The sequence below is a fragment of the Aeromonas sp. R5-4 genome (genome assembly GCF_040908215.1).
GTDB lineage: Bacteria > Pseudomonadota > Gammaproteobacteria > Enterobacterales > Aeromonadaceae > Aeromonas > Aeromonas veronii.
The window spans coordinates 252970-276615 of the sequence record NZ_JBFODG010000033.1 but is presented as its reverse complement, the minus strand read 5'-3'; the positions used below and the strand labels follow the sequence as shown (position 1 = coordinate 276615).

Sequence of the window (23646 nt, the reverse complement as noted above, 5' to 3'; positions counted from 1 at the left end):
CTGGCCCTCACACCTTGAGCTGGGAGACGGGATCCGCCGCCAGCGCCGCAAACACATCCTTGACCCGGCAGTCTTCGCACATCAGCAGCCGCTGGGCGGCCTCGTTCTGGAAGTGGGAGTGACCGGCCAGTTTTTGCTGGATGCGGCGGATCATCGAGGCGGGCGCGAACGGCTTGGAGCAGCGAATGCAGCAGGCGGCCTCTTCGGCTTTCAGGCTCTGCACAGCGCGGCGCGCCTCGGGCACGGGTTGCAGACGGGGCGTGAGCACGATGGCCTGCTCGGGGCACGCCTTTTCGCACATGCCGCACTGGATGCAATCCTGCTCGATAAAGTTGAGGCCCGGCGCATGACCCACCGCATGCAGGGCGCGGCTCGGGCAGACCGCCACGCAGCCCATGCAGAGGGTGCAGTCAGATTCTTTCAGCTCCACGCTGCCGTATGGGGCGCCATGAGGCACCGCCAGCGGCTCGCAGCTCCCTTCGTTGGCCTGCCAGAGGACATCGAAGGCGGCAAACAGGTTTTCCCGTTTGTCTCCTTTGAGCGGCTTGTCCAACAGGGCAACGGCTGGTTCACAGGAGATCGGCTTATCTTGTTCGGCATCCGGGTTAAACAGAGCAATGCGATCGGCAGCAAGACCGGCGCCCTCCAGCAGCACGGCGGCGCTCGCCAGTTCCCGCTCAACCAGCGCACGGACGCTTTCGGGGGCATCGTCACCCAGCGCAATGCGCACCGCACTGGCGCCATAGGCGAGGGCGGCAAACCAGCTCTCGATGCCTAAACTCGCGCTCTCCTCCACCCAGACTGGCAGCCAGTTGGCGGGCAGTCGTATGAGTTCCGTTTCCACCCATTCGCGCTCGCTTTCACCGGCGATCAGCAACTGCGGCGCTTCGCCCCCCGCCTCGCGGTAGTGCTTGAGCAGGCGCAGCAGGTAGTCGCCGCTGGTGTTGGCGTCGGGCTGGTGATAGGCAATCGCTCCGGTCGGACAGGCAGAGGCACAGCTGCCAAAGCCCTGACAAAGATGGGGATCGATCTGGATGCGACCATTGATGGGCTTGAGCGCATCGGTCGGGCAGACATCGAGGCAGCGGCTGCAACCGGGCACGCCGCGGGCGGTAAAGGCGCAGGCCTCGGGGTCGAGGCGAAAATAGCGCGGCTTGTCGAAGATACCGGTCAGAGCGCAGATCTCGACAAGCCGTTCGGCCAGCCCTAGGTCATCGGCAAGATGCAGATAGCCCACCGGCGGGCGCTCCAGCGCAAAGAGCGGGGCGCGGCCCAGATCGGCCACCAGGTCGAAGCGCGGTTCCCGTGGCTGTTCACTGACAACAGTCGCTTGTTGTGGAAAGCCTTGTTGTGGGAAGCAAAGCGCCGCCAGATCAACCCGCTCACCCTGACCATTGAGGCCGGTGAGCTGGAACTGCCCCAGATACCCTGTCAGGCTCGGTTCGCGCAGGGTCAGGGCCGCGAGGGATGCGGTGGCATCGAAAATGGCTTCGAGATCGGCCGCCTCGGCATCATGGACCGCTTCGGTCACCAGCAGGGTGGGCTTCACCCCGGCAGGCAGCAGGCTGGCGGCGCGGCGAATGCGATCTTCCGGGCCGACCAGCAGCAGACGCCCCTGACTCTGGTAAGAGACAGTGGCCGGGATCAGGTTGTCGGTCTTGACCGTATGCTGCAGGGCATAGGCGCGAGCGCGCGCGTTATGCTCGGCCGCCCCCGCCCCATGGGCAAGATTGGAGGCTAGATTTGGGGCCAGATTTGGCAATGTTTGTTCAGTGCTCACATACGCTCCTGTGCGCGCCACCTCATGGGATGGGCGCTTGTTGGTAAGCCGAGAGAGCAAGAGGCGAGCCAACTCCCCCGGAAAAAAAGTGACTGACAGGGAGTCAGGATCCTGAGGGTTCCATTCCCCCACCTTTGGTTGGGACATTTTGTCCACCACAGGAAACCAAAATGTCCCGATCGTCGGTGTGGGTTTGAGAATGGTTATCAGCCCGCTCGGGCTGCTCGGCGGCAGGTTCGCTGACAAGCGCCAGCGGTTCAGCGGATCCGTTGGCCGGGTTGGCCGATTCGCTCTCCGGGGCGATTACCTGATCCACCAGCCAGTTGCGCAGCCCGGCGGTCAGGGCCGCGGGCAGCAATTCGGGCTGACTGAAATCCTGGGTGTAGTCGTCGAGCCCATCCGGCTTGTGGCTGCGAAACATGGCCCGCAGCGCCTCCCTGTCGGGTAGTTTGGCCTTGCCCGGCTGGGCTGTTGTTAGCGGCGGCTCGCCACTCTCTGCCCCCTCAACGGCAAGGGATTCGCAGCTCCCCTTGTCAGTGCTGACTACGGGGCTATCCAGCGCGGTATCTGATATTTCACCTTCACCACTACCTTCGATTGGCACGGTAACAGCCTCAGAAATGACCTCTTCTCTTGGCTGCAATGCCTGATGCTTGCGCGCCTCACTCTTGCGAGACGACCAGCGCTTGAGGAAGTCACTCATGGGCATTGTTTCCGGCAATGTTTTCGGCATTGCAGCCACGCTCGCGGCCATCGGGGCTGGTGGCTTTGACGGCGCCACAGCTGGCTTGATCCTGGCTATCGACACCGAGCTGATCCTGCGCCCGACCCTTGCCCTTTTTGCCCTTGCGACGGGCCTCCAGCAGCTCGCCGTGGCGGCCGATAAAGGCCTCCACCCAGGCTTGCAGCGCCTCGGGTAGCGGGCAGGAGAGCACTTGCCGCTCGCCATCCATATAGGCGGCGGCCACGGTCTGGCTCAGGGTCAGGCCATCGGCCACAAAGCCAGTGTCCACACGGCTTCCGGTGACAAACAGGCGGGGCGAGCCGGAGCTCAAATTAAAGCGATAATCCCCCCGCTCATCGCGAAACAGGGTAAGGGGCAAGGCACCGGCAGCCTCAGGTTCAGCGGGGTGGAGCGCTGCTATCTCAAAACGGCGGCTCTGCCAGCGGCCAACCTGGCTGTCGATGGCCTTTAACTCCAGTTGCAGCCAGCGCTGCGGGGAGAGGGGTTTGGTTGTCTCTTGCACTGTCACGGCTCCCATCAGAAGGTCTCTGCCGGGCCGCCCTCCCCCTTGAACCACCCAGTTCGGGGCGGATCACGGCAGGAGATTCAGGGCGGCCACAGCCATCAATGGGATAAGACATAGCAAGAGTGGGGCCAAGGCAACTCAATAGGGGGAGGTTAAAAATCGAGCGACTGTCCACATTCTAAAGAAATATTCACTCGACCCCAATTAATCAATTACTGTAAACTTAATAATGACAACTTAATCAATTTTAAATGGATGAAAATGGAAAACATACAAAATATAAATAACTTAACTCAAGATTCCTTTTGTCAAAGGAATAAAATATCAAGCAGTGACTTCGAAAAAGCAAATATTTGTTGGGATGACTTAATGGCAATAGGATTAGACCATCAGCGTCTGTTTGATGCCAGAAAAGAATCAGCAGAGTTTTTTGCTAAGGTCATTCAAGGTTGCAATAAAGTTCATTCTGTCAGATGGAGAGTTAAAGACCCTCAGCACTTGATGGAAAAAATAGTTAGAAAGAGAAATCCTGATTCTAATGTTTACAATGAAAAATATACATCAATAAGTGTATGCAACTATCATGAAATAGTAACTGATTTAGTCGGAGTTAGAGCACTCCATTTATTTAAAGATGACTATTTGGATATTGACTCTTACTTAAGAGATAACTGGAGCCACATCGAGAAACCTATTTATTATCATAGAGAAGGAGATGTTCAAGATTCAGTTTTAGATATTTTCGATAAAAAGCCACACCCAGCTGGATATCGCTCCATTCATTATATATTCACATCTCAGCCACTTAATAAAATATTACTTACTGAGGTGCAGGTGAGGACTATCTTTGAAGAGGGATGGAGTGAAATAGATCATGTCGTTAGATACCCAAACTTCTCTAATAATCAGCATGTTTCTAATTTTCTTCAAATTTTCAATCGACTTTCCGGTAGTGCTGATGAAATGGGGTCTTTTGCTAAGCAATTGGCAAAAGAGCTGCAAGATAGGACAGAAATGCTTGAAAAACTACAGAGAGAATATGATGAAACAAAAGCTGAAAATAGTGTAAATGAAGATAAAATAAAAAGCTTATTCAGTCAATTAAAAGACTTAAGTGATGACAACGCAGATAAATCAGCATTAATTTCTGAGCTCGAGCATGCTGTTGAAAAGAAAAATAGAATGGCGTCTTTGATGGATAATGATGCATTTCTGTCAACTCTGAACAGGAATATTCCTATACACCTTAATGCAAATATTCCCTCTGCAGCTATGCTTGGCACTCTAAGTGAGAAGCAGAAAAAGGTTATAGAGGATGCTGCTTTATTAACCAATAAAATTGTTAGCAATATAAACCTAGCAACATCTTCTACACACAATTTCAATCTATCTTCGTCAAAAAATAACAATAACGAAGTCGGCGCAAAAATAAAACCTAAAAAAACACCAGTAAAATAATAGCTCACCTCATAAAGCCATGGTTATAATATGTTGTTTTATACCATGGCATTATTCCTTCAGTTTCAATAAATATAATTTTAAAATATGGAATCATCCCTTTATATATTTTTATAAAAATGGGATTTCTCATCTTCATATCAACAACATAATACTTGGAACAAAACTTGCTGTATCCCTCCCCTTAGATCCCGGCAACCGGTCGCGAGGGGCCCATGACACCGACCTTTATCAAAAGCAATGCTGCCGCCCAACTCACCATGGCCGTCGAGGTGATGGATGAGCAGGGCACAATGAACACCCGCCAAATCGCCTGTGAGCGGCCACTGACGGTCTACCTCAACTGGAAGGAGATAGTGACCCTGATGACACTGGGGGCGCGCCCCGAGGCACTGGTACTGGGTTATCTGAAAAATCAGGGCTTTATCGAGGATATTTCGGCCATCGAGTCGGTGATCGTCGACTGGGAGAGCGAGGCCGCCGCCGTGGTGAGCAGCCAGCAAGCCGACGATCTCGACAAGTCACTGGAGAAGAAGACGGTCACCTCCGGCTGCGGTCAAGGCACCATGTATGGCAGCGTGATGAAGAAGCTCGAAGGGGTGGTATTGGCGGCGCCCGAGCTTAAACAGAGCACCCTCTACGCCCTGCTGAAAGCCCTGTCGGCCCATAACGAAACCTACAAGATGGCCGGTGCCGTCCATGGCTGCGCCATCTGTCGCGGCGCGGAGATCCTCTCTTTTGTCGAGGATGTGGGGCGCCACAATGCGGTGGATACCCTGGCGGGCGAGCTCTGGATGCGCGGCGAGAGTGGCCACGACAAGATCTTCTACACCACCGGGCGGCTCACCTCGGAGATGGTGATCAAGGTGGCGCAGATGGGGATTCCGGTGCTGCTGTCGCGCTCCGGCGTCACCCAGATGGGGCTGGATCTCGCCCGCCAGCTCGGCATCACCATGATTGCCCGCGCCAAGGGGCGCCATTTCGAGGTATTCAGCGGTCACGACCATATGGTGCTGGACGAGAAGCCGCCGGTGCTGGCGCCCGGTTCGGCCGGTCGCGGGATGCGGGACTAAGCCATGAATGAGTTTATGAACGTCAAGCAGGTGGCGGAATACCTCGATCTCAACGAGAAGAAGGTCTACCAGCTCGCCAACGAGGCGCGTATCCCCGCCACCAAGGCGACCGGCAAGTGGCTGTTTCCCCGCTCCCTGCTCGACCGCTGGCTGCTCGGTAGTTGCCACGAGGGGGTGATGAACGACCGGCTGCTGCTGGCAGGCTCGGACGACGTGCTGCTGCACTACGCCAGCAGCCGCTTGGCCCAGCAGCTCGGCACCCAGGCACTGGTAGGCTACACCCCGTGTGGCACCCGTCAGGGGCTGGCGATGCTGGCCCGCGGCCATGTGGATCTCTGCGCCATCCACTGGGGGCAGGCCGAGGAGGCGCACCTGCGCCACCCGGCGCTGGTGCAGCAGTATCAGGGCCACCGGCAATGGGTGATCGTTCATGGATTCAGGCGGGTGCAGGGGCTGGTGCTGCGCCAGGGGCTTCAACCCAAGGAGGCGAAAGAGGCGCTCGACTGGCTCTGGGCCATGCGTCAGGAGGGGGCTGGCAGCCAGCGCGCTCTGCAGGAGTGGCTGCAAACGCAAGGCGAGTCGCTGACCCGGCTGGAGCGCACCATTGAGGTCAACAGCGAGCGGGAGCTGGCCGCCGCCATCAGCCGCGGCGATGCGGATGTGGGGCCCGGCGCCCAGAGTACAGCCACCGAGTTTGGCCTCGGCTTTATGCCCTTGTCGCAGGAGTGCTTCGATCTGGTGATGCCGCAGGGGGTCTTCTTTCGCACCCTGCTGCAACAGCTGATCGGCTGGCTGCAATCCCCCGAGGGGCGCGAGCTGGCGGCCCGCCTCGGCGGCTATGACCTGAGCCAGAGTGGCAAGCTGGTGTGGAGCCCGCAGTAAATAACCACTCACCTACAGACAAAACAGCCCGTCAACCATGTTGACGGGCTGTTTTTATAATGGGCCTTTTTATAACAGCCTCAATCGCTTGTCTCACGCCCCTCGGCATTGAGTGCGATGCGCCACCCTTCCAGTTTCGCGGGCTCGCTGCCGCTGGGCAGCAGAGCGTGGCTGCGCAGCCGCACGGTAAAGCAGCTCCCCTGCCCCGGGGTGGAGTCCACCAAGAGCTCCCCACCCCAGCGGCTGATGATGCGGTGACTCAGGGCCAGCCCCAGACCGGTGCCGGTGGCACGGGTGGTGAAGAAGGGGTCGAAGATCTTGTCGATAATGGCCGCCTCGATGCCGCTGCCGTTGTCGATCACCCGCACCTCGGCCCCGCGCAGCTGACCCAGTTCATCTACCCAGTCGCGGCTCTCGACCCGGATCTCCCCCTGCTCCCCCAGCGCGTGGCTGGCGTTGACCAAGAGGTTTATCAGCACCTGCAATAGCTGCTGGCGATCCGCCTCGATGGGCTGCTGGGCCCTGAGATCGGCCACCAGCTCCACCTGCTGCTGACGCAGGGCAGAGCGCACCAGAGTCAGGCTCTCCTCGATGATGGGATTGAGGTGCTGCCACACCGGCGCCGTCTCGTAATCGCCAGGGCGAGAGTATTGCAGCAGGCTGCGGGTGATGGCACGAATGCGCTCGATCTGAGCCAGCACCAGCGCCAGCTCCTCGCCGACCGGCTCGGCCGCCTCCCCCAGCTCCAGCTTCATCAGCTCCACATTGCCGAGGATCACCGCTAGCGGATTGTTGATCTCGTGGGCCACCCCGGCGGAGAGCTCGCCAAGGGCCGCCAGCTTCTCGCTGATCAGCAGCTGCTGGCGCGCCTCGGTCAGCATATGAATATGATCTTCCAGCTCGGCGGTCTTGAGCTCGAGGCTTTGGGTACGCTCGGCCACCTTCTGCTCCAGCTCGTCGGCGCTGCGAGCCATCTGCTGCTGATGCGCCTCCTGCCTGTCCAGCATGGCGTCGAACTGGCGACCGAGCTGGGCCAGCTCGTGGTCAGGGTCGAGGGCCAGCGGGCCGATGCGAGCCGACTCCCCGGCCTGCACCTGCCGCACCACCTTGTGCATCCGCTCGATGGGGGAGAAGAGATCCCGCGCGCCGCGATAGACCAGCAGGCCGGAGAGCAGTAACAGCAGCACTACGCCGGAGCCCAGCTCCACCAGATTGGTAAGGTAGGTGCGGATAATGGGCCACTCGAGAAAACCGACATAGAGCATGCCGAGCCGCTCGCCCCTGGCTCCCAGCAGCGGCTCGTAGCCAGATACATACCAGGCGTCGTGGACGAAGGCGCGGTCAACCCACATCTCCCCCCGTCCCAGCACCTGATCGCGCACTGGCGGCGAGACCCGGGTGCCCACCGCCCGCCCCACCTGACGGCTACTGCTGACCGGTACGTTGGTGCTCACCCGCAGATCGTCGAGAAACAGGGTGACGGTGCCGACGCTGCCATCCGGCAGGGTATTTTTGGCAAACACCTGACCCTTGAGCTCATCCACCAGCCGGGTGCTGCCGTTGACAAGCTCGCCCCCCTCCAGCATGGCCCAAAGGGAGCCGTCGCGGCCCATCACAGGGGTCAGTGACAGACTGATCAGCCCCCTGTTCTCCACCACCTTGGTGCCATCCCGCTGCCACAACACAGCCCGCTTGGCCAGTTGCGGGGAGAGAGCGAGCATCTCCTGCTGCGACCAGACCACGAAGTGGCTGACGCTGCGTCCGGCCGTGAGGGCGGCGCGCTCCTGCGCCGTCAGCTGATCCAGCTCGGGGCCACGGCGCAAGCGCAGAAAATCGAGACCATAGTTGGCCGCCAGCGGCATCACCCAGTCATGCAGCTGATCCGGCGATTCCCGCAGCCGAAGCTGAAAGGCCCAGGCATCGCGCAGATGCTCCAGATGCTCGGTCTGGCGCTGCTGCTGCACCGTGATGGCGTGATGGGCCACCCCGAGATCGCTGCGCACCGTGGTGAGCAGGTTTTGCCAGCTGTAGGTGAGGGTCCAGTAGAGGGTGAGCGCGATCATGCCCACCAGGGTGAGCATGATGGGTACCGAGGTGAGCAGCAGCAGGCGCCAGCGCACTTTGGTGCGCACGCAACGGGGCAACAGGGCGCGCATGCAGCGGGAGAGCAGGGTCAGTTTCATCGCCACCCCATCCAGTCAGCCTTCCTCATTCGATGGCCCACTCCTTGAATTTGCGATCCAGCGTCTTGCGCGCCACCCCGAGCACCCGGGAGGCAGCCGACTTGTTGCCATCATGGCTCGCCACCACTTGCAGGATGTGGGCTTTTTCTACCTCCGCCAGCGGCCACGCCAGCGGATAACCCTCCTCGCTCGCGCCCTGTTCGGCGGGCTTGCTGCTCAGCCAGTAATCCGCCGGGGGCTTGCCCAGCAGCAGGCAGCGCTCGATGAGGTTGCGCAGCTCCCGCACGTTGCCGGGCCAGGGGTAGGCTTGCATCGCTACCACATCCTCATGGGTCCAGCTCAAAGAGCCCATCCCCATCTCGGCGGTGAGCTGGCGGGTGAAGTGGTGCACCAGCGCGGGGATATCGTCGATCCGCTCCCGCAGCGGGGCGACCGGCAGCGCCACCACGTTGAGGCGATAGAAGAGATCTTCGCGAAAGCGGCCTGCCTCCACCTCGGCCTTGAGGTTGCGGTTGGTGGCGGCGACGATACGCACATCCACCGCCAATTCGCGCTCGGCCCCCACCGGGCGGATGGCCTTCTGCTCCAGCGCCCGTAGCAATGAGGCCTGCATGGCAAGGGGCATCTCGCCGATCTCGTCGAGAAACAGGGTGCCCTGATGGGCGACCCGGAACAGGCCGTCGCGCCCCTTGCGGGCGCCGGTAAAGGCCCCCTGCACATGGCCGAACAGCTCGCTTTCGAGCAGCTCCGGCGCGATGGAGGCGCAGTTGAGGGGCACAAAGGCCCCCATACGGCCGGAGAGTTGATGCAGGGCGCGGGCCACCAGCTCCTTGCCGGTGCCGGACTCCCCCTCCACCAGCACGGCGGCGTTGGAGGGCGCCACTCTGGCGATGAGCGTCTTGAGTTCGCGGGTCTTGGCACTGTCGCCAATCAGGGTGGGCGGGAAGAGCTTGCTCACCTCCCGGCGCAGCAGCAGGTTCTCCCGCTCCATCTGGCGGCGCTCGATGACTCTGTCCACCGCCTGCACCATCTGATCGAGGTTGAAGGGCTTGAGGATAAAGTCGCTGGCGCCGAGGCGCAGCGCCTTGAGGGCGGTCTCCATATCGCCAAAACCGGTCATGAAGATGATGTCGCTGCGCCGAGTGGCCGGGTCGATGGCCTCGTGCCATTCGATGCCGGAGCGCCCAGGCAGCCGGATGTCGGCGATGATAAGGTCGAAGTGAAGGCGGCAGCGCAGGGCTTCCGCCTCCTCCACGCTGGCGGCAGTCTCAATCTGGGCAAAACGCTTGGCCAGCGCCTTGGCCAGAAAGCTGCGCATGCCGGGCTCATCGTCAACGATAAGCAGGGAGAGGGCAGACCAGCGGCTGGGAGGGAGTGTCATGGAAAAAAGTACCTCGGATGCACGTACGGTCGGTGAATGTCCCGATAACCGGAACCTTAGTGGGACATTTTGTCCTTACCGTATCAAAAGCACCAACACCAATTATTAAAAGCGATAACAAGCTCACCTAATTGATTCTAATAAGCTTCTGTTTTTAAACGGCAAACCGTGAATGCAGCGGCAAAGGAACAGTTTGGCACCCTGCTTGCTTACTCTTGCCCTCTCCTCAGCCACCCTGAAAAAAGTTGCATCACGATGACGATAAAAACCAGCCTCAAACGTTTTGCCCTCTCCCTCGCCACCAGCCTGCTGATCGCCGGTGCTGCCCACGCCGAAGCGGATACTAATGCCACAAAAGCGCCGATCCGCCTCGCCACCACCACCAGCACCGAGCAGTCCGGCCTGCTGGGCTGGCTGCTGCCCCAGTTCACCAAGGAGACTGGTTATCCGGTGCAGGTAATGGCGGCCGGTACCGGCCAGAGCCTGAAGATGGGCGAGAACGGCGACGCGGATCTGGTGATGACCCACGCCCCCTCTGCCGAGAAGAAGTTTGTCGACGCAGGCTTTGGCATCGAGCCGGTGCACCTGATGTACAACGACTTCGTTATCGTCGGCCCGGCGAAAGATCCGGCGGGTCTCGGCAAACTGCACGACGCAGCCAAGGGGCTGCAGGCCATCAAGGATAAAGGCCAGACCTTTATCTCCCGCGGTGACGAGTCCGGTACCCACATCAAGGAGAAGACCCTGTGGCAAGCCGCTGACGTCAAACCCGAGTTTGCCGGTTACAAGTCCATCGGCCAGGGGATGGGCCCGACCCTGACCATGGCCTCGGAGCTCGGAGCCTACACCCTGACCGACCGCGGCACCTGGCTCGCCTACCAGAGCAAGCTGGATCTCGCCGTACTGCTGGAGGGTGACAAGCGCCTGTTCAACCCCTATCAGGTGATCCTGGTCAACCCCAAGCGCTACCCGGATCTCAACACCGAAGGGGCCCGCACCCTGAAAAACTGGCTGGTCTCCGAGCATGGCCAGAAGCTGATCGGTGACTTCAAGGTGGCGGGTCAGGCGCTGTTTGTGGCGGATGCCAACGGGAAATAATGGCAACCCTGACCCCTGCGATGACCTTGATGGCCCTCCCCCGGTTCGCTGAGGGAGGCGCCTGATGCCGACCCTGCTCGACACTACCGTATTGACGGCCCTCGCCCTGCACGATGAGAGAGAGGTCTGATGCCGACTCTGCTCGATACTACGTTGGCTGCCCTCGCCCTGCTGTTCAGTGGTGACACCGAACTGTGGCAGGTGGTGGGGGTCTCCTTCTCCGTCTCCTGTATCGCCCTGCTGCTGGTGCTGCTGCCCGCCTTGCTGCTGGGCTTTGCCTTGGCCTATCTGCCGCTGCCCGGTCGCTGGCTCTGGCTCTCCTGCATCAATACCCTGCAATCGGTGCCGACCGTGGTGATTGGCCTCTTGCTCTACATGCTGCTGTCGCGGGCCGGCCCCTTTGGCGACTGGAAGCTGCTCTTTACCCAGCAGGCGATGGTGGTGGGGCAGATGCTGATCGCCTTTCCGGTGATCGCCACCATGGCCCACGCGGCGTTTGTCCAGAGCGACCGGCGTGCCTGGGAGACCGCCCTGACCCTGGGGGTCTCCTGGCCCAAGGCGCTGATCGGCCTGATGCACGAGTGCCGCTTTGGCCTGCTGGCCGCCATCATCGGCGCCTTCAGCCGTATCGTCACCGAGGTGGGCTGCTCCATGATGGTGGGGGGCAATATCCTGCACTTCACCCGCAATATCCCCACCGCCATCGCGCTGGAGACCCAGAAAGGGGCCTTCACCCAGGGGGTGGCACTCGGCATAGTGCTGCTCACCCTCGCCCTGTTGCTCAACCTGCTGCTGACCGCGTGTCGCGGCCACAGCTATCTGAAGAACTGACCATGCCCCCACTGTGTATCAACAGGAGTACCCCATGGCCCTGACCGCCCACCAGCTGACGATGCGCTTTGGCGAGCGCCAGCTGTTCGAGATTGACCGGCTCGCCATCGCACCGGGGGATGCCATCTGGCTGCATGGAGCCAACGGGGTGGGCAAGACCACTCTGCTCAAAATCCTGGCGGGGCTGCTGGCACCCACCCGCGGCCACACCAATCTGCCGGGGCGCTGGCAACATCGGCTCAACCGGCTGCTCAAGCGGGATCTGGGGCCGGGCCGGGTCACCTATCTGCACCAGACCCCCTATCTGTTCGATCGCACGGTGCACGACAACGTGGCCTGGGCGCTCGATAAACAGCTCGGCAGCGAGATCCGGGTGTTCGAGGCCCTGCGCCGGGTCGAGCTGGAAGGGCTGGCGCGGGAGCACATCAGCATTTTGTCCGGTGGCGAACGGCAACGGCTGGCGATGGCTCGAGCCTGGGCGCTGCAACCTGCCTTTCTGCTGATGGATGAGCCCACCGCCAATCTGGACACACATTCGGTTGCCCTGATGGCCGCATTGGCGCAAGATCTGCGGGAACATGGCAGCGGCCTGGTCGTCATCAGCCACCAGAGCAACGCATTGACCTCCCTGTGCGAGCGGCAATGGACCCTCGCCCGTGGCCAGCTGCAAGAGACGACCCCTTTAAAAATCATCGAGCGACATGACTTCAAGAAGCGAATCCCCCTCTAGCCCTTTTCCCGTGTCGGCAGTGATCCTCGCCGGCGGCCGCGCCACCCGGATGGGGGGCGAAGACAAGGGATGGGTGGAGCTGGCAGGACGCCCGCTGATCGTCCACGTACTGGAGCGGCTGCGCCCCCAAGTGGACGAGACCCTCATCAATGCCAACCGCAGTCAGGCCCGCTATCAGGCGCTGGCTCCGGTCATCAGCGATGACAACAACGACTATCTCGGCCCGCTGGCGGGCATGCAGGCAGGTCTTGCTGCCGCCCGTCACGACTGGGTGCTGTTTGTCCCCTGCGATGGCCCCGCCCTGCCGCTGGATCTGATGAGCCGCTTTCGCACCGCCCTGACCCCAGATACCGAGCTGGTAGTGGCCCACGACGGCGACTGGCTGCAACCCGTGGTGGCCCTGCTGCACAAATCCCTGCTCCCCTCCCTCACCGCTGCGCTGGCAGAGGGAGAGCGCAAAATCGATATCTGGTTTGCCCGCCACCATATGGCGGTGGTGAGCTTTGCCGATCAGCCGGATGCCTTTATCAATCTCAACAGCCCTGCCGAGCTGGCTGCCTACGAGGCCCGTCTGCTTGCCCCGGCTATCGACCCCCAACAAGGAGTCACCTCATGACCCCGGCCCCCACTCTTCCCCTGCTCGGCTTCGCCGCCTGGAGCGGCACCGGCAAGACCACCTTGCTGGAGCAGTTGATCCCCCTGCTGGTGGATCGCGGCCTGCGCATCGGGGTGCTCAAGCACGCCCACCACGACTTTGATATCGACCAGCCGGGCAAGGACAGTTACCGCCTGCGCAAGGCGGGTGCCCAGCAGATGATGGTCGCTTCCCGCCGTCGTCATGCCCGTATCATTGAAACGGAACTGGCCGAAGCCGATTTTCGCCAGCTGCTGGCCAGCTTCGATCAGACAGAGCTCGATCTGCTGCTGGTCGAGGGGTTCAAGCACGAACACTTCCCGAAAATCGAGCTGCACCGCGCCGAGATTGGCAAGCCGCTGCTCTTCCCCGAAGACGGCGACATCATCGCACTGGCCAGCGATCAGCCCCAACAGAGTGGCGAACAACAGCAGACAAGTCTGCCCCGCCTCGATATCAACGATCTGGCGGCCATCGCCGACTTCGTCTGCCGCTGGCTTGACGGCTGCCAGAGCAAGGAGCCGGAGGCGGGCAAGGGCTTTCTCTCGGTCGAGGCGGCCCGCAACGCCATTCTGGCGGCCCTCACCCCGAGCACTGCCTGCAGCGACAAACCGCTGGCCCAGTGCCACGGCGCTGTGCTGGCCGCCGATCTGATAAGCCCCATCAATGTGCCTCCCCACGCCAACTCGGCGATGGACGGCATTGGCCTTCGTAGCGACGATCTCGCCACCGGTCGCTGGCAGCTGGTGGGGGAAGTGCTGGCGGGCCAGCAGCGCCACGAGCCTGTGCTGGCCGGTCAGGCGGTGCAGATCATGACCGGCGCCCCGCTGCCCCCCGGGGTAGATACCGTGGTGATGCGGGAAGAGACACATATTGAAGGTGAGTGGGTCACCGTCACCGCCCCGATCCGGGCTGGGCAGAATGTGCGCCTCGCCGGCGAAGATCTCGCCAAAGGTGCGGTCGCCATCCCGGCCGGAACCTGGCTTGGCGCCCCCCAGCTGGGGCTGGCGGCATCACTCGGTCAAGCCAGTCTCACAGTGCGCACCCCGCTGAAAGTGGCGCTGTTCAGTACCGGCGACGAGGTGCAGGCACCGGGCGAGCAGCTCGCCCCCGGCCACATCTTCGACAGCAACCGCTTCACCCTGATGGCCCTTATCCGTGCCGCCGGTTGCGAGGTGATGGACCTTGGCATCATTCCCGATGACAAAACCATTCTGCGCCAGCAGCTGGAGCAGGCCGCCGCCAGCGCCGATCTGGTGCTGAGCTCGGGTGGGGTCTCGGTAGGCAACGCCGACTTTATCAAGCTGGTGCTGGCAGAGCTCGGCCAGATCGATTTCTGGCGCATCCAGATGCGGCCGGGCCGCCCGCTCGCCTTTGGCAAGCTGGGGCAGACCCCCTTCTTCGGCCTGCCGGGCAATCCGGTTGCGGCGATGATCTGCGTACTGCAGTTTGTCGAGCCCGCTATCGCCCGCTTGCAAGGCAAGCGGTGGCAGCCGCTGCGCCTCTCGGCACTGGCGGACGAGAAGATGAAGAGCCGCCCGGGGCGCACCGAGTTTCTGCGCGGCATCTTTCATCAGGACCGTAACGGCCAGTTGCGGGTGCGCACCACAGGGCCACAGGGCTCGGGTATTCTCAGCTCCATGGCCGATGCCAACTGCCTGATTGAAATCGTACCGGATCAACCCGGGATCGCCGTTGGCGAACGTGTCTGGATCCACCCCCTGCAGGGACGACTGGCCTAAATCCCGACGGGGCGTCGGCCGGATGCACGGCGCCCCGTCCCCCACCTGACAGGAGGCAGACCGTGCGTCTTGATGCCCCCCTCTCCCGACTCGATCTGCTGGTCTATGGCCGCTACCGGATCGTCCATGGCCTGCGCATTGCGCTCGCCTTTATGCTCACCTTTCTGCTGACCCGCGAGCTGAAACTGCCGGAGAGCACCTGGCCGCTGATAACCTTGGTGGTGGTGATGGGCCCCATCTCGTTTTGGGGCAATGTGCTCTCCCGCGCCCTGCAGCGGGTGGTGGGCACCATCTTCGGCGCCAGTTGCGGGGTGGTGGCGCTCTATCTCGAGATCTACTCCCTGCCACTCACCCTGATCTGGTGCGGGTGCATCATGTTTCTCTGCGGCTATCTGGCCCTCGGCAAGCGCCCCTATGTGGGGCTGCTGATCGGCATCACCCTGGGAGTCACCATGGGGGCCATGCCGGGGGACATAGAGACGGCGCTGTGGCGCAGTGCCGACGTGATACTGGGCTCCCTGCTGGCGCTGCTCTTTTGCAGCATCTATCCCCAGCGGGCCTACAGCCACTGGCGGCTGCAACTGCACCAGATCCTGCAGCAGTCGGGGCGGCTCTATCACACTCACCTCTCCCCCAATGTGCTGGAGCGCCCGCGCCTCAAGCACAATCTCTCCCAGCTGCTGGCACAGACCGGCAAACTGCGGGCCCTGCTGGCCCCTGCGGCCAAGGAGACACGCCACAGCGTCGCCCTGTTTGATGCGGTGCAGGTCACCATGCGCAACACCCTCTGCACTCTTGAGATGCTGGCCAACACCTACTGGAACGATCGGGAGAGCCACTTCCTGATGCAGAGCACGGCTGCGCTGCAAGCCTGCCATCTGGCCACCGAGGAGGCGATCAACCAGCTTGCCCTGATGATGCAAACCGGTGACGGGCGCGGGGCCGATGCCGCCATCGCCCGCCTGCACGAGGTGGCGACCCAGGTATCGCTCCCCCCCAATACCGAGGCCGCCATCAATGGCTACCTCTGGCTCAACGTCCAGCTGACCGAACAGCTCACCCACCTGCGCCGCCTGCTGGGACTGATCCTCACCCCGCCCCATCGCAAGCAGCCCGACTAAACCCAATGCAAAACGCCCCGCAGTGGCGGGGCGTTTTGCTGTCTGACTGGCCACTTGGGCCATGAAGGCAGCAAATCTTAACTGGCATTGGCCAGCGGCTGCTCGGTGGTGAGGTAGAGGGAGAAATCCTGAATACCCGCCTGCAGGGCGGCAAAACAGTCGGGGTCTATCGCTGTGCCCAGATTCTCCGCCATCATCTCCAACGCCTGCGGCACAGGGATGGCGCCGCGATAGGGGCGCTTGGCGGTGATGGCATCGAAGATGTCGGCTGTGGTGATGATCCGCGTCTCAAGGGTAATCTCATCCCCTTTCAGCCCCTTGGGGTAGCCCTTGCCATCGAGCCGCTCATGGTGGGCGCCCGCCACTTGTGCCAACTCCTCGAAGGCGCCGATGCGGCTCAGGATCTCCTCGGTGTAGGCGGCATGCATCTGCACCGCCGCCCACTCCTGCGCATCGAGTTTGCCCGGCTTGTCGAGAATGGCGTTGCTCACCCCGAGCTTGCCCACATCATGGAGCAGGGCTCCCCGCTTGAGCCAGCGTCGACGCGGTTCGGACAACCCCATCTGGGTGGCAAGAATGTCGGTATAGAGCGCCACCCTGCCGCTGTGACCCGCGGTGTAGGGACTTTTGGAGTCCACCACCTGCCCGAAGGCCGCCGCGATTTCGTCCAGATAATCCTCATCCAGCGCCACCTCCCCCTGCCCGGCCGGGTGGACCAGCACCCACTCGGTCAGTCGGGGATCGGCCAGCCCTTGCCAGAACTCTTCGTCGGCCAGCGCTTCAAATTCGCGAACCAGCGCCGGATCAAACCAGCTGCCGCTGCGCTCGCGCAGCTCCTTGAGCGCCGCATCCGGACCTGCGGCCGCGTGAAATACATCCACCACCTGACAAAGCAGGGCAATGCGGGAGAAGAGCGGGATCGCCTCGCCTGCCAGTTGCAGGGGCCGACCTTTGCCATTCCAGTGCTCATCGAGGGAGAGGATGCCATCGGCCACCTCGTCACTGAAACGCAACTGGCGAGCGATATCTGCCCCCCGATGACAGCGGGTCTGGATCAGTTCGTTGGCAATCTGGTCGCCGTTGCGAAAGATATGAAACAGGCTGCGAAAACGTCCCAGCAGATCCGCCTGCAAGCCGGTGTGGCCCAGCACAAAGTTGACTACCTCGGAGAGGGAGCCATCCACCAGTTTGAAATCGCGTTTGAAGTGAAGATCGTCGGTGAGATAGAGCTCGCAGATGCGGGCGGCATTGCTGCTGCACCCAAGATCCTTAAGCAGGAGCGTGTAGTAGAGATCATGGCGCAGCCGGGCGTCCAGTCCCAGCCGCTCCCCCAGACGGGAACCTATCCAGCAGCAACGAATGCAGTGTCCTCTTGGTTGCCCCTCAGTCATATCGAGCGCATGACTGAGGGAACCAATCAACTCCGCCAATCGCAATCCATTCACCGTCATAGTCTACTCCCTTAGACATCATGGCGATTTTGCCAGCAGATTAGGTATACCCCATCTGAAGCTGGATCGATCTGGATTCAGTTGAATTTAGGCAGCAGCCTTCCCCTGATTCGCCCGCTCTTCCAGCTCCGCACGGCTCAGGGTAGAGACAAAGCGGCCATCGAAGTAGATATCCATCAGCTCGCCACGCTTCTCGCCACGCATCATGCTGCGGCGGCCATCCAGATAGTGCACCTCCATCTGGGCGGTATGTTCGTCCGGGTAGCTGATCTCTACCTCGCGCACCCCTTGTGGCAGCATGGCCAGCGGCACCTTCTTGAGGGCCGGATCCAGATGCTGGTTCACCTTGATCACCGGATTGGCCTTCATGTCCACCACAGCCGGAGATTTGCCGGTGATGGGGTTCTTGCCAGACCAGAACTCGATGGTATTGAAGACGAACAGGTCAGCGGTCGCGGCCAGACCGTAGACAGGGGAGAGCAGCATAAAGACTCCGGCACGAGCGTAGCGGTTATCCACCACGCTCAGGTTGCCCTTGGTGACCATACCGGAAAGCCCCATCTGCCCCATACAGCCGCCCAGCCCCATGCTCGCGACCATAACCAGCAGGGCCATTGCCCGCCCCTTCTGTTGTAATGCCATCGTGTTCTGTTCCTGCTCTGAAATAAATGAGGCGGCAAGCCTAATCAAGGGGCCAGAAGAGGACAATTCACAATGGCGGGGCGATACAGGAGGGGTTCAGATTGGGGCACTGACTGCTCAAATTTGAGTCAATGTCCCGGCATGACAGGAAGTCAGGGGGTTCAGATGGCCAGATCAGAGACGGTGCTGGAGACGTTGTTCGCCTCCCGGCGGATGTCGCTCATCACCTCGTTCACCTCACCCACCTGCTGCTTGCCAAGCTCGGCGCTGCTGGCGACGTCGGACATCTCGGAGGTGACCTTGGCGGTCAGCTCCCGGTTGTTCTGTACCACCTTGGCGATCTCGTCGGTAGAGAGAGACGTGCGGGCCGCCAGCTGGCGAACCTCGTCAGCCACCACCGCAAACCCACGACCCTGATCCCCCGCCCGCGCCGCCTCAATGGCCGCATTAAGGGCCAGCAGATTGGTCTGATCGGCGATGCTGCTGATGGTGGAGACGATCGCCTCGATGCTGCGCGACTGCTCGTTGAGCTGGTTGATAAGGCCGATACTGTGAGTCAGCTGGCTGGCAATCAGGCTGGAGGTATCGACCACCGAGGAGAGCAGACCCGCGCCACGCTCGGCGCAGTTCAGGGTCTCCCGGGCCGCATCGTGGGCCAGCATGGCCGCTTCCCGCACCGCATCGCTCTTGTTGATCCGCTCGGTAATATCGCTTGCGAACTTGATCACCTTCACCACCCGGCGGTTGTCATCCAGGATAGGGTTGTAGGTTGCCTCCAGCCACACCTTGCTACCGTGACTGTTCTGACGACAGAAGAGACCGGACTTGAACTGACCACGGCCCAGCTCATCCCAGAAGTGGGGCTGGTCTCGATAGAACTGATCGTCGCAGAAGATGCGGTGATGCTTGCCCTGCACCTGAGCCAGGGTATAGCCCATGGTATGGAGGAAATTACCGTTGGCTGCAATCACATCCCCGCTGGGGGTGAACTCGATGACCGCCAGCGACCGATCCAGCGCCGTCACCACCGCCTGCTGGCTGAGCAGTTGCAGGTGGTGCTCGGTAATATCGGCCGCGATCTTGATCACCTTGGTCACCACGCCCCGCAACTTGACCGGAAAATAGGTCGCTTCCAGCCAGATCGCCTCGCCCCGTTTGTTGAAGCGCTGGAACACCCCGGTACGGGAGCGCCCCTGCTTCAGGTCCGCCCAAAACTGCTGATAGTCGCTGCTCTGGGCATAGAGCTTGTCGCAAAAGATACGGTGATGCTGGCCGATAACCTCGGGCGCACTGAAGCCCACCACGTTGAGAAAGAGATCATTGGCGGCCAGCACAGTGCCATCCGGCGTAAAGGTGATGGTCGCCACGCTGCCGTGCACTGCGTCGAAAAATCCCTGCTGTTCCAGAAGTTGATCCTGGCACTGCTGCAACTCGGCTTTCAGTTTGCTATTGAACATCGAAACGTATCCTCCAGACTGGCACCCACCATGGCCAAACCACGCAGTGGATCAATAAGATAATGGTGGCGTGCTCCATCAGCATAGTTGGCGGCGTTGCCGCGATCCCATCTGACGCCATATTTATTGCTGTAAATCAAATTCACCGACCAAACGCCACTCATGCAGAGCTGCAATCCTTATTCCACCGCCGGTTGCCACTCCAAATAGGCCGGATTGGCGACAAAGCCGATCCGCTCATAGAGAGGGCGCCCCTGCTCGCTGGCATGGAGCCACACCTTGCCCAGCTGACGCGATCTGGCGAAGGCAGTAATGGCATCGAGCAGCGCTGTGGCGATCCCCTGCTGGCGCCATTGTGGCCGCGTATACATATTGAGCAGATACCCCTCCATCCCCGCCAGATTGCCGGGATAGGGTGGCCGTTCAAACAATACCAGCGTCCCTGCTGCCACGATCTGTTTGCAGCCCTCCTGCGTATCGGCCTCAGCCAGCCAGGATAAAGCACTCTCTTCACTCATCGCCCGGGTGAAATAGTCAAGGGTGGCCTGCCACAAGGCCGGGTCTGCCTGCGGCGTCACCAGCTCACCGACCTCACAAAACAGCTCCATGCGCAGCGCCACCAGTGCGGGAATATCTGCGGCCCTTGCCTGACGAATAATCATTGGCTGCTCCTTTTCTCTCATGGGAAATTTCGCCGGCCGTCATTATGACAAAGAGCGCCTTGTGGCGCTCTTTGTCATTGGGGAAATCACTGATAAATCAATGGCTGCGACGTGTCAGCCAGTGATCCAGGCTCAGCACCCCGCCGCCCCAGATGATCAGGGTCAGCAGCATCCAGCCCCACAGCTGGTGATCGTAAAAACCACCCGCCCAGAGGGTCGGGTAGGAGATCACCGCCATGATATTGAAGCCAAACAGCAGCAAGGCGGCCGGGCGGGTAAAAAGCCCCGCCAGCAGGAAGAGCGGCAACAGCAGCTCGGTCGCCGTACCCAGATAAGCAGCCCACAACCAGGGCAGCAGGGGCACCTGATACTCGGATTCAAACAGATAGAGGGTGGAATCCCACGCCGTCAGCTTGAGCCAGCCTGAAGTGATAAAAACCGACGCGACCCAAAGCCGCGCCAGCAACAGCACACCGGTACTGCTCCAGCGCGGCAAATCACCACTTGAGCTGGCCAGCGCCAGCCATTTGTTTGCCATCATGGCATTACCTCCATATCCACCAGCAGACCAAGGGTTATCAGGCGAGTGAGATGTTCACTGGCCGCAGGGTCGGCCGCAAGCAGATCGACCAGCGCCGTACCGGCGAGACATCCCTGTAGCAGCGCCCACTCACCAGCCGTCAGGGGCAAGGGGGCAACCCGGCAATCCGGCTGTTTCTTCAATGCCAACCAGACGGGGGCATCAAGCACCTCCACCGCTTCGCCACCGTGCAGCGCCATCTGCCACAGGGCCAGCACCGGATAATCGCTGGCAACCAGCAGCAGATCCGTGGCTGGCAAGAGTCGCAGCCGCTCCCATTGTTGCGGCGATAATGCGGCCAGACGCTCGGCTGGCCAGCAGCGTGATTCCAGCGGCAGCAGACTGGCACGCTCAAGCTGCCATTCGAACTGCGCCAGCGCCTCCAGCCAGGGCAGTCCGGTTGTAGTCGGCAAGCGGGCCAACCATTGACCAAACCCGGCGCCATAGTGCATGACGCTCCCTTCCCTGAGGGGCTCGGCCAATACGAAGCTACGGGCCGCCGCTGCAAAAAAATCATCCCCGACCATGGCCTTGACGGCGGGATAACTGCTCGCCAGCACCTCGCCAAGGCTCAGGATGAAGTGGTTGCGATAGACCTGCAGCACAGATTCGGCAGGAAAGAGCCGGGAGCTGATCTGAGGAGCAATAGCGTCAGGCGCCCCCAGCAGACCCTCGGCGAAATGCTGTTGCAGCTGTGCCAGCTCAGCCATGGGCCACCTCCCGTGGCGCACTCATGGCGCACGCCTCATCCAGAATGGCACTGGCCTGCGCCGCCTCTGCCAGCAAGACCGGCAGCGGCGGGATCTCGAGATCCCACTCAATCAGGGTGGGAATGGCCTGCTTGCGGCAGATCTGGCGATAGAGCTCCCAGACCGGCTCCACCACAGGGGCGCTGTGGGTATCGATATAGAGGGAGCCTTCCGGCAGCTGTTTCTCGGTATAACCGGCCAGATGGATCTCCCCGACGGTGGCGAGATCGATCGCCGCCAGATACTCATCGCAAGAGAAACCGTGATTGAAGGCACTGACATAGAGATTGTTGAGGTCGAGCAGAATGCCGCACTCGCTGCGCTGCTGCAGCTCGGCCAGAAATTCCCACTCGCTCATCTCCCCGGGCAGTTGCAGATAGGAGGAGGGATTTTCAATCAACATGCGGCAACCCAGGGTCTGTTGTACCTGCTGGATCTTGTCGCTCATGTTGCGCAGGGAGGCTCGGGTATAGGGCACCGGCAGCAGATCGTTGAAGTAACGCCCACCAATGCTGCCCCAGCTAAGATGTTCGGAGATCCGTACCGGTTTGATCGCCGCGGCCAGTGTCGACAACTGCTGCAGATGGTGCGGATCGAGCGGGTCGGCAGAACCGAGGGACATGCCAACACCGTGAAGACTGACGGGGTAGTGTTGCGCCAGTTCGGCGAGCACCTGAAAACCCTGGCTGTGCCGTTCGAAGTAATTTTCACTGTGCACCTCCAGCCAACCGACTGCCGGCAGGGTTTGCCGGATCTCGTCGTAATGGGGAGAGCGTAATCCGATACCAATCAAAGGGTTCATCGCAAGACTCACTTTCACCAATCAGAGAAGATGCAGGGGGCGGCCCGTTGGCTATCCCCTGCCCGATGTCTCTTACTTGGGTTGCAGCGAACCGCCGACCAGCTTCTCGCACAGCCCTTTGGGCATCACCACAAAGGCATCACCCTGAGCATCTTCCTTGGCGGTACCGGCGCAGGAGCTGCTCTTGGTCGCACAGTCATTTTTGCTGGCCTTGACCACGCCGTAGCACTTCTCCTTTTCATCGGCAGCCATTGCTGGTGCCGCGATAAATTGGGCGCCCAGCGCCAGCAGACCGGTCATGGCGGAGGCGATAGCAGTGCTTTTTTTAACATTCATGTTCATGTTCCTTTTGATGTCGTTGGATGTTGCTGATATCCCCGATTTGTCGCAACCGGGTACCTGCAATAGAACCGGCAAACGGGATATTCCCTTTCAAAAAAACACAAAAATAGTTAAAAAACCCAAAGGCAAACACTCAATCAATTGATTTTAAAAAGCTATTTCATCATTGAAAATTTCTCGACGACCACCAATTTATGAACGAGAAAAGTGCCATATGGTGCTTTCATCCCGTTAATCTTCTTCACTGGTTCCATCAAAAGAGATGCGTCAGACATAAAAAAGCCCCGCCAAAGGCAGGGCTGGACGCAACCTTAAAGAAACAAAAAATCAACAATCTGAGTGGTATTGGGAGCCAGGAGTTGCGGCAAACAGATAAAAAAAGAGACAGCTTTGGCTGTCTCTTTTTGCACATGGTGCGAATGGGGTTTAGTAGAAGATCCGCTCGCCACGCTCGCTCATTTTGAGCCACACAGGTTTGGTGCTGGTTTTATTCCAGATCCGGTGCAGATAGCTGTAGAAGCGGGCACGATCGCTGCGAAACAGCATCACGGGGAAAGCCAGAATGCCCACCAGCAATACATAAATGCGACGAAGAATAATCTGAGTCAGGGAAAAGGGATGAAACATGATGTAACTCCTTACTGGTAAGACCACTGAGCAAAGATTACCCCACTCCATGTAGGATTACTACATCACCAACGCATTTTTTTATAAAAAAATGGTGAAAAATGGGAAATACTGAAAACGGGTTACGTCATTAACCAACAGTTAACAAACTTGCGAAAATCGTGCGCTTTG

Annotated in this window: 23 protein-coding genes; 9 read left to right on the top strand and 14 right to left on the bottom strand. The window is 60.3% G+C overall.

Annotation, left to right across the window (positions count from 1 at the left end):
• Nucleotides 1–7 precede the first annotated feature (7 nt).
• From AB5Y83_RS18505 to AB5Y83_RS18495, 3 genes are all read right to left on the bottom strand, one after another.
• Nucleotides 8–1780, bottom strand: a complete 1773-nt coding sequence (locus AB5Y83_RS18505; protein ID WP_368175722.1) for a 4Fe-4S binding protein — start codon at nt 1778–1780, stop codon at nt 8–10.
• A gap of 103 nt (nt 1781–1883) precedes the next feature.
• A complete protein-coding gene (locus tag AB5Y83_RS18500) occupies nt 1884–2483 on the bottom strand; it encodes a DUF3306 domain-containing protein (protein ID WP_368175721.1) in 600 nt (199 codons plus the stop codon).
• Nucleotides 2476–3042, bottom strand: a complete 567-nt coding sequence (locus AB5Y83_RS18495; protein ID WP_368175720.1) for a DUF3305 domain-containing protein — start codon at nt 3040–3042, stop codon at nt 2476–2478. Before AB5Y83_RS18495 ends, AB5Y83_RS18500 begins: the two co-directional genes overlap by 8 nt.
• A gap of 249 nt (nt 3043–3291) precedes the next feature.
• On the opposite strand from AB5Y83_RS18495, the gene AB5Y83_RS18490 reads away from it, so the two are divergent.
• The 3 genes from AB5Y83_RS18490 to AB5Y83_RS18480 all read left to right on the top strand — a co-directional run bounded on the left by AB5Y83_RS18490 (nt 3292) and on the right by AB5Y83_RS18480 (nt 6443).
• Complete coding sequence (locus AB5Y83_RS18490; RefSeq protein WP_338772206.1) at nt 3292–4488, top strand: RelA/SpoT domain-containing protein; 1197 nt, start codon at nt 3292–3294, stop codon at nt 4486–4488.
• A 215-nt stretch (nt 4489–4703) separates the two neighbouring features.
• Nucleotides 4704–5561, top strand: coding sequence for a formate dehydrogenase accessory sulfurtransferase FdhD (locus tag AB5Y83_RS18485; RefSeq protein WP_368175719.1), 858 nt, complete (start codon nt 4704–4706; stop codon nt 5559–5561).
• Nucleotides 5562–5576: 15 nt separating this feature from the next.
• Nucleotides 5577–6443 carry a substrate-binding domain-containing protein gene (locus tag AB5Y83_RS18480; RefSeq protein ID WP_368175730.1) on the top strand — a complete coding sequence of 289 codons (867 nt, stop codon included), beginning with the start codon at nt 5577–5579 and terminating at the stop codon, nt 6441–6443.
• An 80-nt stretch (nt 6444–6523) separates the two neighbouring features.
• Here the strand turns inward: AB5Y83_RS18480 and AB5Y83_RS18475 are convergent, their stop codons facing one another.
• Together AB5Y83_RS18475 and AB5Y83_RS18470 are read right to left on the bottom strand one after the other, a co-directional pair.
• Nucleotides 6524–8626 carry a HAMP domain-containing sensor histidine kinase gene (locus AB5Y83_RS18475; RefSeq protein WP_270804101.1) on the bottom strand — a complete coding sequence of 701 codons (2103 nt, stop codon included), beginning with the start codon at nt 8624–8626 and terminating at the stop codon, nt 6524–6526.
• Nucleotides 8627–8651: 25 nt separating this feature from the next.
• Entirely contained in the window at nt 8652–10007 is a 1356-nt protein-coding gene (locus AB5Y83_RS18470) for a sigma-54 dependent transcriptional regulator (protein ID WP_123172582.1), read from the bottom strand.
• A 255-nt stretch (nt 10008–10262) separates the two neighbouring features.
• On the opposite strand from AB5Y83_RS18470, the gene AB5Y83_RS18465 reads away from it, so the two are divergent.
• The 6 genes from AB5Y83_RS18465 (at nt 10263) to AB5Y83_RS18440 (ending at nt 16163) form a co-directional block, all read left to right on the top strand.
• Complete coding sequence (locus AB5Y83_RS18465; RefSeq protein WP_368175718.1) at nt 10263–11105, top strand: substrate-binding domain-containing protein; 843 nt, start codon at nt 10263–10265, stop codon at nt 11103–11105.
• A gap of 129 nt (nt 11106–11234) precedes the next feature.
• Nucleotides 11235–11936: an ABC transporter permease gene (locus AB5Y83_RS18460; protein WP_005347674.1), complete on the top strand. Its 702-nt coding sequence runs from the start codon at nt 11235–11237 to the stop codon at nt 11934–11936.
• A gap of 34 nt (nt 11937–11970) precedes the next feature.
• Entirely contained in the window at nt 11971–12666 is a 696-nt protein-coding gene (locus AB5Y83_RS18455; RefSeq protein WP_368175717.1) for an ATP-binding cassette domain-containing protein, read from the top strand.
• Nucleotides 12638–13282 carry a molybdenum cofactor guanylyltransferase MobA gene (gene mobA, locus AB5Y83_RS18450; protein WP_368175716.1) on the top strand — a complete coding sequence of 215 codons (645 nt, stop codon included), beginning with the start codon at nt 12638–12640 and terminating at the stop codon, nt 13280–13282. The genes AB5Y83_RS18455 and mobA overlap by 29 nt, the downstream gene beginning before the upstream one ends.
• Nucleotides 13279–15042 (top strand): bifunctional molybdopterin-guanine dinucleotide biosynthesis adaptor protein MobB/molybdopterin molybdotransferase MoeA, encoded by a 1764-nt coding sequence (locus AB5Y83_RS18445; RefSeq protein WP_368175715.1) that lies wholly within the window; start codon nt 13279–13281, stop codon nt 15040–15042. Before mobA ends, AB5Y83_RS18445 begins: the two co-directional genes overlap by 4 nt.
• Nucleotides 15043–15104: 62 nt before the next feature.
• On the top strand, nt 15105–16163 hold the full coding sequence (locus tag AB5Y83_RS18440) for an FUSC family protein (RefSeq protein ID WP_021229852.1): 1059 nt from the start codon (nt 15105–15107) through the stop codon (nt 16161–16163).
• 77 nt (nt 16164–16240) lie between these two features.
• Here the strand turns inward: AB5Y83_RS18440 and AB5Y83_RS18435 are convergent, their stop codons facing one another.
• From AB5Y83_RS18435 to AB5Y83_RS18395, 9 genes are all read right to left on the bottom strand, one after another.
• Nucleotides 16241–17614: an HD-GYP domain-containing protein gene (locus AB5Y83_RS18435; protein WP_139463454.1), complete on the bottom strand. Its 1374-nt coding sequence runs from the start codon at nt 17612–17614 to the stop codon at nt 16241–16243.
• Between the two features lie 87 nt (nt 17615–17701).
• Nucleotides 17702–18256, bottom strand: coding sequence for a DUF3332 domain-containing protein (locus tag AB5Y83_RS18430; protein WP_005334841.1), 555 nt, complete (start codon nt 18254–18256; stop codon nt 17702–17704).
• 161 nt (nt 18257–18417) lie between these two features.
• Entirely contained in the window at nt 18418–19713 is a 1296-nt protein-coding gene (locus tag AB5Y83_RS18425; RefSeq protein WP_216949059.1) for a PAS domain-containing methyl-accepting chemotaxis protein, read from the bottom strand.
• Nucleotides 19714–19892: 179 nt separating this feature from the next.
• Nucleotides 19893–20375, bottom strand: a complete 483-nt coding sequence (locus AB5Y83_RS18420) for a GNAT family N-acetyltransferase (RefSeq protein WP_268011163.1) — start codon at nt 20373–20375, stop codon at nt 19893–19895.
• A 97-nt stretch (nt 20376–20472) separates the two neighbouring features.
• On the bottom strand, nt 20473–20916 hold the full coding sequence (locus AB5Y83_RS18415; protein ID WP_139741053.1) for a DoxX family protein: 444 nt from the start codon (nt 20914–20916) through the stop codon (nt 20473–20475).
• Nucleotides 20913–21665, bottom strand: coding sequence for a putative DNA-binding domain-containing protein (locus tag AB5Y83_RS18410; protein WP_368175714.1), 753 nt, complete (start codon nt 21663–21665; stop codon nt 20913–20915). Before AB5Y83_RS18410 ends, AB5Y83_RS18415 begins: the two co-directional genes overlap by 4 nt.
• Nucleotides 21658–22506 carry a DUF692 domain-containing protein gene (locus tag AB5Y83_RS18405; protein ID WP_368175713.1) on the bottom strand — a complete coding sequence of 283 codons (849 nt, stop codon included), beginning with the start codon at nt 22504–22506 and terminating at the stop codon, nt 21658–21660. The genes AB5Y83_RS18410 and AB5Y83_RS18405 overlap by 8 nt, the downstream gene beginning before the upstream one ends.
• 72 nt (nt 22507–22578) lie before the next feature.
• Nucleotides 22579–22842 carry a DUF2282 domain-containing protein gene (locus AB5Y83_RS18400; protein WP_005334862.1) on the bottom strand — a complete coding sequence of 88 codons (264 nt, stop codon included), beginning with the start codon at nt 22840–22842 and terminating at the stop codon, nt 22579–22581.
• 432 nt (nt 22843–23274) lie between these two features.
• Complete coding sequence (locus AB5Y83_RS18395; protein ID WP_005334863.1) at nt 23275–23475, bottom strand: YbfA family protein; 201 nt, start codon at nt 23473–23475, stop codon at nt 23275–23277.
• Between the last annotated feature and the right edge of the window lie 171 nt (nt 23476–23646).